Genomic DNA, 13,421 nt, shown 5'->3' with positions numbered 1-13,421 from the left:
TTTATTCCATTTTAGGTGCTCAGTTTTTGTCACATATGCCAAGGGTAAAATATGACTTATCAAAAATATATCTCCATTCGTGGTGCACGTGAGCATAACCTTAAAAATATTGATCTCGATCTGCCTCGTGACAAACTCATTGTTATAACAGGACTTTCTGGATCAGGGAAATCATCCTTAGCTTTTGATACAATTTACGCTGAAGGACAACGCCGCTATGTCGAAAGCCTTTCAGCCTATGCACGCCAATTTTTGGAAGTCATGCAAAAACCTGATGTCGACCGCATAGACGGCCTCTCTCCAGCTATCTCGATTGAACAAAAAACAACCAGTCGCAATCCTCGTTCAACGGTAGGTACCGTTACTGAAATCCACGATTACATGCGTCTTCTCTTTGCACGTATTGGTATTCCTCATTCTCCTGCGACAGGACTTCCTATTGAAAGCCAGACAGTAAGCCAAATGGTGGATCAAATTATGTCCCTACCAGAAGGAACACGAATTTTTATTATGGCACCCTTAGTGCGAGGACGAAAGGGAGAATATAAAAAAGAGCTAATAGAACTTTTAAAAAGAGGATTTCAACGAGCTAAAGTTGATGGCGAATTTTATGAAATCTCTGACATTCCACCTCTTGATAAAAAGTATAAACATGACATAGATGTCGTGGTAGACCGCATTGTTTTACAAAAGGATATCACCTCTCGCTTGGCTGATAGTATAGAAACCTGTTTACAACTAGCAAATGGACTTGCCATAGCTGAAATGGCAGACCAACCTTTGACACAAAAAGACACGACAAAGGAATCTGCTTATAAATCAAAAAATGATACACACAAACGACTCATTTTTTCAGAAAAGTTTTCCTGCCCTATATCTGGTTTTTCTATTCCTGAAATTGAACCACGCCTTTTTTCGTTCAATAATCCTTTTGGGGCCTGTCCTCTCTGCGATGGATTGGGTATCAAAAAGGCAATGGATCCACTGAAAATTGTGCCAAATAAAAATCTTACCCTAAAGAATGGAGCCATTGCTCCTTGGGCTAAATCGGATTCACTTTATTATAGCCAAACCTTAGAAGTATTAGGAAATGCTTACGGTTTCAAACTCACAGATCAATGGTGTGAACTCTCTAATGAAGCACAACATGCTATTCTCTACGGTACAAAAAGAGATGAAATTTCTTTTATCTATAAAAATAATTCTGGTTTGCATAAAACGACCCAACCTTTTGAAGGAATCATCCCCAATATGGAGAGACGCTGGAAAGAAACCGATTCAGCTTGGTCTCGAGAAGAAATCGAACGTTATATGTCTTCTTCGCCTTGCCCAGCTTGTCACGGTTATCGTTTAAAACCAGAGGCACTTGCTGTAAAAATTCACGGAATGCATATAGGGCAAATATCAGATCTTTCTATTCTAAATGCAGATAATTGGTTTGCCAATCTTCATCAATATCTCACAGAAAAACAACGTAATATCGCCATACGTATTTTAAAAGAAATTCGCGAACGCTTAGCTTTTTTAAATCATGTAGGATTGGGATATCTTACCTTGTCTCGAAATTCAGGAACGCTTTCAGGTGGAGAAAGCCAACGCATCCGGTTAGCATCCCAAATTGGTTCTGGTCTTACAGGCGTTCTTTATATTTTAGATGAACCATCTATCGGTTTACACCAACGCGATAATGAACGCCTTTTGGACATGCTGCGCCATTTGCGCAATCTTGGCAATACAGTTATTGTCGTTGAACATGATGAAGATGCTATTCTCACAGCAGATCATGTTGTCGATATGGGCCCTGCCGCGGGCGTTCATGGTGGAGAAATCATAGCGCAAGGAACACCACAGGAAATTATAGAAAATTCAGCCTCTCTCACAGGCCAATACCTTTCAGGAAAAATGGCTGTTAAAATACCTGCCGAACGACGCAAAATATCAAAAATGAAAACACTTAAAGTCATCGGCGCCAAAGGAAATAACCTCAAAAATATCAATGCAAACATCCCTCTTGGAACCTTCACATGCGTAACAGGTGTTTCTGGAGGAGGAAAATCAACATTTCTTATTGAAACGCTTTTCAAAGCAGCATCACATCATATCATGGGCAGTCATCATAACCCTGCCAGCTATGACAAAATTGAAGGATTAGAATTTCTTGATAAAGTTATTGATATCAATCAGTCCCCCATTGGACGCACCCCACGCTCTAATCCCGCAACCTATACAGGCGCGTTTACACCGATTCGTGAGTGGTTTGCCGATCTTCCAGAATCAAAAGCCCGTGGTTACAAAGCTGGGCGTTTTTCATTTAATGTTAAAGGAGGACGTTGCGAAGCATGTCAAGGTGATGGAGTCATAAAAATTGAAATGCACTTTTTACCTGATGTCTATGTTACTTGCGATGTCTGTAAAGGAAAACGCTATAATCGAGAAACACTAGAAATAAAATTCAAAGGACAGTCTATAGCCGATATTTTGGATATGACAATTGAAAAGGCAAAGGAATTTTTCCAAGCTATTCCCGCTATTCATAATAAAATGGAAACTCTCATTAAAGTAGGATTGGGTTACATAAAAGTAGGACAACAAGCAACCACACTTTCTGGTGGGGAAGCACAACGTATAAAACTTGCAAAAGAACTTTCACGGAAAACAACGGGACGTACACTCTATATTTTGGATGAACCGACAACAGGTTTACATTTTCATGATATCTCCAAACTTCTTGAAGTGCTGCATGAACTAGTCGAGCAAGGCAACACAGTTATAGTCATTGAACATAACCTTGATGTTATAAAGACAGCTGACTGGATTATTGATTTAGGACCAGAAGGTGGAGATCGCGGTGGCGAAATTGTTGCAATTGGACGCCCTGAAGATATCATTAAGGATCCAGCTTCCTATACGGGAAAATTTCTAAAAGATGTTTTACTGCGCCCATCTCTTTATAATTCCAATTCTTAAAAACGCTTTCCATTGTAAAATACAGCATACTAACAAAGCCTGTACTTTTATTATTACCTGTAAACCAACACCTAATTCCAGTGGTGCAACATGTTTGAAGCAAATACTGAAACAATTTAGCGCTTTATAAGCTGTTTCAGTTTTCGTATTGCCCAATAGGAACGCACGCATAATTGAGTATTTATTCACGGAATATATTTGCGTTGCTAATTCACACATCTGTTTTAAAAAAAACATTTCTCAACGCTCTCAAGCCCATTTCACGACGGCATCTATGAATGCTATAATAATAAATCCATTATTGTACACCACCTTTACATTTATGAAAGAGCATAATCGGTATCATCACACCCTTTTTCAATATTTGTCTCCCCTACTCCCTAATATTGTAAAACCTTTAGTTATTGAAAGCTTTCATAAAAAGCATTTTATTTCTTTTTTCAAATCTTTTTATTCACACACTCGTACTATTTATGATATACAAAGGTATCGTTTTGATTGATTGACGATAAAAAAAATCTGAAATGAAAAAATCTTACGTTATTAGGGTTTTTCATTCAATATCAATATGGAAAACGTCTAATTATCCTTATAAGTCAAGTATTATCTAACAAAAAAGAAACAAAACTCTTTTATTATATTATTTAATTCTTGTAAAAGAATTGTAAGATGTTTTTCAAAAAACAGTATTTGAATTTATTCTACAAAAGAAACTCTCCTAAAAGAGTATAGAATGTCATTATTTTCGACTTTTTGTGTACAAAGTATCTATTGGACATCTTACAGTTGTCAATATAATGTGATGCAGTCTAAAAAGACAAAATAACGTTGGAGATAATTTCAGCATGAAAAAAATTGAAGCCATTATAAAACCTTTCAAACTTGATGAAGTGAAAGAAGCGCTTCAAAAAATTGGATTACATGGTATTACAGTAACAGAAGCGAAAGGTTTTGGTCGTCAAAGGGAACATACAGAACTTTATCGTGGTACGGAATATGTTGTTGACTTTCTACCTAAAGTAAAGATTGAAATTGTTGTGTCCGATGAAAAACTGGAACAAACTGTTGATGCAATACGTAAAGCAGCTCAAACCAAACATATAGGAGATGGAAAGATATTTGTCTTTTCCATTGACGATGCCATTCGTATAGGCTCGGACGAAACCGGTATCGATGCCCTTTAATAAATAACAAAAAAATTCACTTTTTTATCCACCTCAACGCCATATTAAGGAAATTGAATATGACAACCGCATCAGATATTATCAAACAAATTACAGACAACGAAATCCGTTTTGTTGATTTACGTTTTACTGATCCACGAGGAAAATTACATCACATTACAATGGATATCGCAGAGATCGGCGAGGATACTTTTAGTGATGGTGTTATGTTTGATGGTTCTTCAATTGCTGGTTGGAAAACAATTAATGAATCTGACATGGTTTTAATGCCAGATCCAGAAACAGCACATATTGATCCTTTTTTTGCTCAATCTACTTTGGTCATATTTTGTAATGTACTTGATCCTGTCTCTGGTGAGTTTTATCGTAGAGATCCTCGTTCTATCGCCAAAAGGGCTGAGGTTTATATGAAATCTTTAGGCATTGGAGATACAATCAATGTAGGTCCAGAAGCAGAGTTTTTTATCTTTGATGACGTACGTTATAAAACGGACCCTTACAACACAGGGTTTAAACTCGATTCAAGTGAACTTCCTTCGAATGATGATACAGAATATGAAACAGGCAATCTAGGACATCGCCCACGAATAAAAGGAGGCTACCTTCCTGTTCCGCCGATTGATTCCTGCCAAGATATGCGTTCTGAAATGCTCACAGCACTCAAAGATATGGGCGTAAAAGTCGAAAAACACCATCACGAAGTAGCAGCAGGCCAACATGAATTGGGTATTCGTTTTGATACACTCGTTCGCGAAGCTGACAAGATGCAAATTTTTAAATATGTTGTACATCAAATAGCAAACAGTTATGGAAAAACAGCAACCTTCATGCCAAAACCAGTTTTTGGTGATAACGGCTCTGGAATGCATGTCCACATCTCCATTTGGAAAAATGGCAAACCCATTTTTGCAGGAAATGAATATGCCGGACTATCAGAAACCTGTTTATTTTTTATCGGTGGTGTTATTAAGCACGCAAAAGCAATCAATGCTTTTACCAACCCATCCACAAACTCCTATAAACGTTTGGTTCCTGGTTATGAAGCTCCTGTTCTTCTTGCCTATTCAGCACGTAATCGCTCTGCATCTTGCCGTATTCCAATGAGCTCCTCACCAAATTCAAAACGCGTAGAAGTTCGTTTTCCAGACCCAACAGCAAATCCCTATTTGGCATTTGCAGCCCTTTTAATGGCTGGTCTTGATGGCATCAAAAACAAAATTCATCCCGGACATGCTATGGATAAAGATCTTTATGATCTTCCCTTAAAAGAACTCAAAGAAATCCCTACCGTTTCAGGAAGTCTGCGTGAAGCGCTTGAAGCACTTGACAAAGATCGTGGCTTTCTTAAAGCCGGCGACGTTTTTGATGATGATCAGATTAATTCCTTCATTCAAGTAAAGATGCAAGAAGTTTTGCGCTACGAAACAACACCCCATCCTGTTGAATTTGATATGTACTATTCTGTTTAAACAATCAATACGCATTCTTTTGATTTTAAAAATGGAGGCAAAAGCCTCCATTTTTGTGGATATTCTTCTCATACAAAAGCGCAAGAGACTTTTTGCTCTTCCGCTTTTCCTTTATAATGCATTGAATCTCTTCAAATGAACTAACAAGGTTTCTAATGCCGCGAATTTGTTTTCTCGTTCTCATTTTTTTATGCACTGTCTTTATCACATCAACAACTCAAGCACATACAATAACCAACCACAAACTCACAGCCCTTGAAAAAGCGACATCTGCTTATAGCAAAGCACTTAAAAATGCCGATGCAAATGTCATCTTAAATGCTATTCCTCCCCAAATCATCAACCGCTTAACTGCCAAAAAAAATCTTAATCAATCACAATTTCGACAAATCATGAAAAGCCAAATAGAACGGTTGGCAGAAAGTTACAAGATTGAAACAATCAACATTGACCAAAAACAAAAACGTGAAGGTACACTTGATAATGGTACCCCTTATTTTGTTATCCCCGTGGAACTTGTAACCACAACAAATGCTGGAAAAAAATGCTCTATTCAAACTGAAATTATTGCCCTACTTCACGATAACCAATGGTACTTTATCCGTGGTAATGACGAAGCACTCTTAAATATAACCAATGAACTATTTCCTGGACTTAAAAAAGTAAAAATCAATCCTCAAAAAATCACAAAAATACTCTGAGCGAAAAGAATGCACATAAATAAAAGATTTACCCGTTCTATCAAACTTATGTAAATGTGATCATTTCTGATTAAATATACTGTTGATTTCCTGCTTCTTTGAGGCTGGTTTCACCAAAGTCACAGGACATTGGCCAGAGCCTTCCTCTCCACAGGCTGATACGGTGGAACTCACCGCCAAGTTTTTTAAATTAATCGCGGCATTAATGTCTCGATCATGGTGTGTACCACAATGAGAACATCTCCACTCACGTATGCTAAGAGGCAATTGTTCAATCTTACATCCGCAATGATGGCAGATCTTACTGCTCGCATACCAACGATCTGCAATAACAATCTGTCGACCATAGCGTGCCGCCTTATATTCCAATTGACGGCGAAACTCGAAAAAACTTTGATCTGCAAGGGCACGCGATAAATGCTTATTTTTCAGCAAGCCTTTTACATGAAGATCTTCCAGACAAAATGTACCAAAACGCTGAATTAAATCTGTTGTAACCTTATGCAAATGATCTGTTCTGATATTACTTATCCGTGCATGAAGCTTAGCGAGTTTTTGTTTCTCCTTATAACGATTGCTCGAGCCTCTTTGCTTACGGCTTAGCCTTCGTGATAAGCGCCGTAAACGATTTAGCAAAGCCTTATAAGGTTTAACGCCTCCTATGGTTTCTCCTGTCAAAAGCGTTGCAAGTGCATTGATGCCCAAATCAAGACCAACAATAGCTTGGTTCTCGCTCAGTGACTCTTGATTATCTGTTTCAACACTAAGACTTACAAACCACCGATCCGCTTTACGGCTAATGGTTGCTGACAAGATCTTTCCTTGAAATCGCAATTGTTCTCGCAGACGAACCCAACCAAGTTTGGGAATTCTTATCTTGAAACCTTGCAACTGTATTTGATCATTGGTTAAAGTAAAACGATCCTGCACTCCTTTCTTTCTAAAAGTGGGATATCGGCTTCTCCCTGAAAAGAAATTCTTAAAAGCCACACCCAATTGAATAATGGCCATTTGTGGAGCATTTTTAGTAACTTCCATCATCCATGGAAATTGTTCTCGTTTTAGAGAATTGAATTGTCTACGTAGCGCATAGTCATTAGGCTTTGGTAAATTATGATCTTTCTTCCATGCTTCATATTGCTGCTGCCATTCCTTCAGTGCCCAATTATAAGCAAAGCGCGCGCAACCACTGGCTCGAGCCATGTAACTTCGTTGCTTATTGTTTAAGTCTAGAGCTATTTTGTGAGCAACAATCATTGCGATGCCTCTACAGCTTGACGAACATTCTCTAATAACCTTTGATTTTTTCTCGAACGACTTCCATAAAGACGAGCACTAAAGACAGTAATAATTTCTAAAACATCTTTGGCTAAATCTTCTTCAAAACTGCTTTCTTCTCCCTGATTAAGAATGACAACCTCAACTTGTTTGGCTTCACAAATGGCGAAGACCAATTCTGCACCAAAGCGCAATAAACGATCTTTATGCGTCATCACCAAACGACCTATCTCATTTTCAATGAGAGCATCCAATAAACGTTTAAGACCTTTTTTACGATAATTCATCCCTGACCCTAAATCAGAGATGAGTTCATAAGTCCAACCTTGGCTTGCGCAATAAAGCTCAAGAACCTGTTTTTGTCGCTCTAAATCGTCTTTTTGATCATGGCTCGATACACGCGCATAAGCAATGGTTTTTCTTTGTGACAGTTCTCTCGAATGAAAAAGCTCAGGCCTAAGCTTGGATAGGTCATAACGGCGGTGTCATCCTGCCGTATGCTCAGAAATAATTTTGCCTTCACCTTCCCAACGGCGCAAAGTGCTAATCGAAACACCCAAAACTTGAGCGGCCTTACCTATCCCAATAAATCTATCCATAATGTATATTATTACAAACATATAAATACATTACAAGCAAGCTGTTAAAGCCCTATAAACAAGTTGTAACAATTGTAGCCGCAGCCTTAAATTCAACTTTTTTATGAGCACGACGCACCATTGTTTCTTTATCTATTCCCCATTGTTCCATCATCCAATCTTCATCTAAATGGGCAATAGACCAAGCATGATCAGCATCAATGTTTCCCGCAGCAACAGCAAGAGCAATGAGAGCAGATCCCGTTAAGGTTGTCATCATATGAAGTGCAGCAAGCATATAAGGAGACTCAACGCTACGTAAATAATGACTCACAGCTTGAAGTGCTTCTGATGATTGTTCCACATGCATCAGCCCTTCTGTCAAATAAAACCTTGAACCCAGTTTTTTTTCTGCCCAATCTAATAAAGGATCCCATTGTTCAGATTGTTTTTGTACCAGCTCTTTAGGCGTCTGTGCACGATAAAAGATCATATCACACGCAACGAAACGCAATAAATCTTCAAAAACAACCTGCATATCATCAGCGATACCATCAATAACAGTATTAACCAAACGCGTCATCGGCATTTTTGCAGGATCAACAACCTGCTTTTGGCTCTCAAATTCCTGAGCAACGTATTCAGCAAACACTTCTGTTGGCACATGAAAATGACGCCTTGCAGGCGTTTTAACGGGACGTTCATCTAATAAGATAGTAAAGCTCCCTTCCTCACAAGCAATCTTCACTTGTCTATAAAATCGTTTTGGTAGCGGTTGACATGAAAGATTTTGAATCTTTTGAACAGAAGCTTTTTTATTCTTATTCAATGGCATATCAAAATGATCCAAAATCTCACGCATATTTGTTTACCCCTGATCTTTTCAAGAAAGCGACTGTTTTATCCAAGTTTTATACACTTTAATAAGATTTAATCCAACCTTCCCATGCTTCAAAGAAGAAGAAAGATCTTACCGCTCCCACTCTGATTTAAAAGTTATATTTCATATCTATTTCACAAATAAGACACGATCTTGTTCATATATTTAATACAGCTATTAGAACAATTTTTTTAAAGGATTTATCCTTATAAGAACTGAAGATGTTGAATTTGATGGTAAGAGTGTTCACGCTTTACCACTTTTTTCATTATCCACCTGCAATAATGCAATTGATACGAACAGCTTCAAAAACGCTTTTTATAAAATTTTAAAGCATAAAAATAAGCATCATCCACGAAACGATAGAGCTGTATATTTTACATATCCCTTCCTTTGCTTAACAGCAAAAGCTTTTAATCAACAATTAATACCCTCCCCTGCCTTTCATGATGATATCAGCAACCTCAAACGACAGTACTTGACAGGATAATAATGCTACCTATTTTAAAAAGCTGATGACGAATCCATCCCAAATATTTATAATCAAAATAACACAAATAGATTTACAGTCTCATTATCAATTTTTTTGAAGCATTTAAGCACCCCTATCAACCGGATAAAAAAATAAATCAACGTGATCCTTCCATACTTATTAAAACACATGATGCCATCATTAAAAGAAGCAATTAAAATTCCGCACCATCAATGGTTTTAATCCCGACAATAAAACAAAACTTCAAAAATCACATTTATTATTTTTAAAAAGATTTATTAAAAATGATAGCGCAAACCACCAGAAAAATGAACTCCAGAAAAACCAGCCTTAATTAATCTATGCTGATAGCTAAGATCACTGTGAAGTGTAACTTTAGAAGAAAACTGCGCATTGATACCCAAACCTGTTTCTAAGAAAGAACCAAAAGCACCCAACTGGAAAACATCTTTAAAATGAACAAATTGTTTTTTACCAAAACGATTAGAAAGATGAATATTACCATAAAAACAAATGATACGATCCTTTTCAGATGCTGAAAATGTTTTATTTAAACGCCCGCCAATACGCACCAACCATTGATCTATTTTTTTCATCTCAACATCAAATCCATCAATATCACGAAACTTATCAAATTGAAGATATTGATAAATAAGCTGAAGTTGCGGATCAAAAATAAGATCTTCATATCCTGTCATAAACACTTTACCAGCAGAAAACGAAACGTTCAAAGGATTTGCTTTTAATGTCGCCGTCTTACCCCAAGCATGGGTAAGCACATCCCCTTTAAACAAACCATAAGATAAAAGACCACCTACATAAAAACCAGTGTTGTGTTTCACACTACCGTATGTCGTAAATGACCATTTATTAAACGTACTCTTTTGGCTTTGTTCCACGTTACGAGGTTGTAAGGAAAGCTTTCCATAGGTTCCCATAACCCCAAAAAATGTCGTACTATATGCGCTCTCTATTGTTTTGAGCAAAATAGCTGTTTTTATAGCGTTATAATCAATATTACCATCGTACCCATATTTAAGTGTAGAAAGATCTGAGACATAACGATAATTCCCACCATAACCGTGGACAGATAAAGCAAAATTCCCTTCAACTTTTAATAGTTTGCGAGGAATAGACTGCGTAACCTGCAATTGCTTTTGTTGATTACTGATATCCATGAGTCCAATATGAAACAAAGCATTTGGTAACAAAAGATAGGTTGGAACTTGCGGAACAACCTCTCTGACCTTTAACGCAGAATGAGGAATAACAGACACTCCCAAAGCAGGCTGAATATACTTACTTTCAAGGCGAAAATCCCAAAAATCCCCATTTCCTTCAACCAATCTTTGAGAAATTTGTGCATTTCCAAGAGTAGAATCTGGACCATAAGCATGAAGATAATATTGGTAAGGCAACCCCTCTAATGCAATATAAGCACGATTTAACTGAAAAGAATCTTCTGCTGCTTTTCCAGAAACCTGAATAAGTGAAATACTATGAGCATTTTCACCGGTTGCTATCTCACCCTGATTTTCTGCAACACATTGCACATAAACTGTCGTTTTCCCAGAAACATCACCATGTATCAAAAGTCGATCAGTCTTTTTATTATCGAGCAAACCATCACTACTGAGATATGTATTGAGATAAATATCAGCCCTTTCTTGCGCACTATAAACTTCTTTCTCTCCCTCCCCAATATAAAGTGTCTGATACTCCTGAAACATTGGAGTTTCAAAAGCAATAAAGCTATCAGAAATTTTTACAAATGAAATAAATGAACTTGTGTGGTTTGCAACTTGCGAATCTATCTCTCTTCTTTTTGTCAAAAACCATTTTGATCCCCTTGTCAAATAAAGCTCAGCAATAGAATCATCGGCAACACGAGTCCCTCCTATCAATGAAGAAGAATCAGCCAAAATCGCTACAGTCCCTCCCTTTTTAGCTGTTAATAACAAGTCACCAAAAATTTTTGTACCTTCTGTTACTGCAATATAACTACGACTGTTATTACTATGAATAGCTGTTCCAGCTGGAACCTCAAAAATTGTCCTTTTCAAAAAGACAAGCCCCTTTTCATACGCATCATTCCCCTCATCCATCTCAAAATACATACCATGTTTGTTACCTATTGCCTTAATTGTTGAATCTTCAATATTAACCCGCGAAATTAAAATATTTCCTTCCCTGCCATTATTGGATGGTGTGTTAGAATCTTGTCCAACTGTTAAAACATGAACATCCGTAGAAATAATATTAGTATTTTTTAAATAAATAGAGCCCTGATGTTTTACATTGAAAACTGTATGTGCAATTTTTTCATTTGTATTTTCATTGTCTTCTGTTTTTTGATATTTTGAAGTAATGGTAACACCATCTAAAATCGCACTCCCCCCTCTCCCCACATAAAGCGCAGCAGCATCATTCACATCAATAAATCCACTTTTCATCTGAATACCCGCATCAGCCCTAACGAAAAGAGCACTCTCTTGACCGATACCCAAACCTTCCACTTTAATTTTTGTATTCGTTAACGTAACAGATGCTCCCCGCTTCTCTGCATAAGCTGCAATCTGAGAAGCCTCTATTGTTCCACGATTAACTTCAATCATTCCACTATCAGCTTTAAGACCTATTGACACATTTTTAAAAACTGAATCACTCAAAATAATTCTTCCCCCACGTGATACAAAAACACCATAAATATCTTCTATACTTGCAGTAGCTTCAACCTCTACACGCATTCCCTGAATAACTGTATTTGGCTCCTGTACTACTATAGCAGCAGGCAACATGAGAGAATTACCCTCCCCATTCTTTTCTTTAACAGGTGCCGTAAACTTATATACTTTATCACTAATTGTATGCTTTACACCATCACTGCATTTATAAGGCAATTTGTTTTCGTCACATAACAGTGATACAAATGAATGAGAATGCGCCTCAATATTTATATTTAACAAAAAAGAAAAAATAACTGCTGTAAAAACGCACGAATACAAGTGATTGTTAGATACCTTGATTATCATTGTTTTTCAAAACTTTCTTTTTTTTCAACAAAAACAAAAAATGCTGACAAAAAATAAAACACAATAAGAATAAAAAATAAAGTTATTTTATTTTTTTCTGATAAATTACAGTATTTTTATAATATGTTTTGTATTTTATGTAAAGAAAGAACAAAAAGTTTAAAAATACTATTTAGAATGACAATCTCTTTTAAAATGTGCATCTCAAAAACCGCTGAAAACTGTAATACAAAATGCCCAGAAACTAATCTCAAAAAAACGCGAAAAAATGCAAATTTTTAAGAAATATAATATTCAATTTATCTCACCATCGAAAAATAAAAATATAACAAAATGAGATATAATATATGAAATTTATAACAGCATCATTTCTTCAACTACAACAAAAAAACAATAAATTGCACACTAATATATAGGCTAATGTACATAATTTCTATATTAAAAATACTAGATATCTAACAAAAAAATTTGAATAAATAAAAAAACTTCTCCTAATACTCTATCATCAATGATTTGAATTAATAAAAGTAATACTTTAGATCTTTTGATAAAATCTAAAATACAGTAAAACACTCACCATCTTGAAATTAAAAAACACCAAAATAAAATTTCATCAAAATCAGTTTTATGAAAGCTATCTGTTTATTATCATTAAAGCAGATATTTTAGCAAAGCTATTATTTGCCATTCTTTATATTGAATAAATTTCTCTAAACAACAACTAACTATCCTCTGCTATCATCATCTGACAACAACACTATTGCTAATCTCGTAGCTGAGGAATATAACTATATTGGAGACAAAAGAGCCGTTATCTCTCTCCTCTCGTTTAATATTTT

7 protein-coding genes and 1 pseudogene are annotated in these 13,421 nt (G+C 36.3%); 4 read left to right on the top strand and 4 right to left on the bottom strand.

Going from position 1 to position 13,421, the window contains the following annotated elements:
- Window positions 1-51 precede the first annotated feature (51 nt).
- The 4 genes from uvrA to ACFIJS_RS03200 all read left to right on the top strand — a co-directional run bounded on the left by uvrA (window position 52) and on the right by ACFIJS_RS03200 (window position 6,321).
- Complete coding sequence (uvrA, locus tag ACFIJS_RS03215; protein WP_375649875.1) at window positions 52-2,967, top strand: excinuclease ABC subunit UvrA; 2,916 nt, start codon at window positions 52-54, stop codon at window positions 2,965-2,967.
- A gap of 845 nt (window positions 2,968-3,812) precedes the next feature.
- The gene (locus tag ACFIJS_RS03210; RefSeq protein WP_375649872.1) at window positions 3,813-4,151 is read left to right on the top strand and encodes a P-II family nitrogen regulator; all 339 of its coding nucleotides are present in this window, start codon (window positions 3,813-3,815) and stop codon (window positions 4,149-4,151) included.
- A gap of 59 nt (window positions 4,152-4,210) precedes the next feature.
- Window positions 4,211-5,620, top strand: coding sequence for a type I glutamate--ammonia ligase (glnA, locus tag ACFIJS_RS03205; protein WP_375649870.1), 1,410 nt, complete (start codon window positions 4,211-4,213; stop codon window positions 5,618-5,620).
- A gap of 155 nt (window positions 5,621-5,775) precedes the next feature.
- Complete coding sequence (locus ACFIJS_RS03200) at window positions 5,776-6,321, top strand: hypothetical protein (RefSeq protein WP_375649868.1); 546 nt, start codon at window positions 5,776-5,778, stop codon at window positions 6,319-6,321.
- Between the two features lie 60 nt (window positions 6,322-6,381).
- Here ACFIJS_RS03200 and ACFIJS_RS03195 read toward each other — a convergent pair whose 3' ends face one another.
- The 4 genes and pseudogenes from ACFIJS_RS03195 to ACFIJS_RS03180 form a co-directional block, all read right to left on the bottom strand.
- Window positions 6,382-7,578, bottom strand: coding sequence for an RNA-guided endonuclease InsQ/TnpB family protein (locus ACFIJS_RS03195; protein ID WP_375649866.1), 1,197 nt, complete (start codon window positions 7,576-7,578; stop codon window positions 6,382-6,384).
- Window positions 7,575-8,198: pseudogene (locus ACFIJS_RS03190) on the bottom strand (IS607 family transposase). Before ACFIJS_RS03190 ends, ACFIJS_RS03195 begins: the two are co-directional and overlap by 4 nt.
- A gap of 52 nt (window positions 8,199-8,250) precedes the next feature.
- Window positions 8,251-9,039, bottom strand: coding sequence for an ATP12 family chaperone protein (locus ACFIJS_RS03185; protein WP_375649863.1), 789 nt, complete (start codon window positions 9,037-9,039; stop codon window positions 8,251-8,253).
- A gap of 789 nt (window positions 9,040-9,828) precedes the next feature.
- On the bottom strand, window positions 9,829-12,582 hold the full coding sequence (locus tag ACFIJS_RS03180) for an autotransporter outer membrane beta-barrel domain-containing protein (RefSeq protein WP_375649862.1): 2,754 nt from the start codon (window positions 12,580-12,582) through the stop codon (window positions 9,829-9,831).
- Between the last annotated feature and the right edge of the window lie 839 nt (window positions 12,583-13,421).

Source organism: Bartonella sp. OT172YNZD (assembly GCF_042193725.1).
GTDB classification, from domain to species: Bacteria; Pseudomonadota; Alphaproteobacteria; order Rhizobiales; family Rhizobiaceae; genus Bartonella; species Bartonella grahamii_A.
The sequence above is the reverse complement of the archived record's forward strand: the minus strand, read 5'-3'. Positions and strand labels throughout refer to the sequence as shown.

Bases quoted from the DNA above. Each gene is read 5' to 3' on its own strand.
- ACFIJS_RS03195 (WP_375649866.1), bottom strand. From the start codon at position 7,578: ATGATTGTTGCTCACAAAATAGCTCTAGACTTAAACAATAAGCAACGA.
- ACFIJS_RS03200 (WP_375649868.1), top strand. From the start codon at position 5,776: ATGCCGCGAATTTGTTTTCTCGTTCTCATTTTTTTATGCACTGTCTTT.
- uvrA (WP_375649875.1), top strand. From the start codon at position 52: ATGACTTATCAAAAATATATCTCCATTCGTGGTGCACGTGAGCATAAC.
- ACFIJS_RS03210 (WP_375649872.1), top strand. From the start codon at position 3,813: ATGAAAAAAATTGAAGCCATTATAAAACCTTTCAAACTTGATGAAGTG.
- ACFIJS_RS03185 (WP_375649863.1), bottom strand. From the start codon at position 9,039: ATGCGTGAGATTTTGGATCATTTTGATATGCCATTGAATAAGAATAAA.
- glnA (WP_375649870.1), top strand. From the start codon at position 4,211: ATGACAACCGCATCAGATATTATCAAACAAATTACAGACAACGAAATC.
- ACFIJS_RS03180 (WP_375649862.1), bottom strand. From the start codon at position 12,582: ATGATAATCAAGGTATCTAACAATCACTTGTATTCGTGCGTTTTTACA.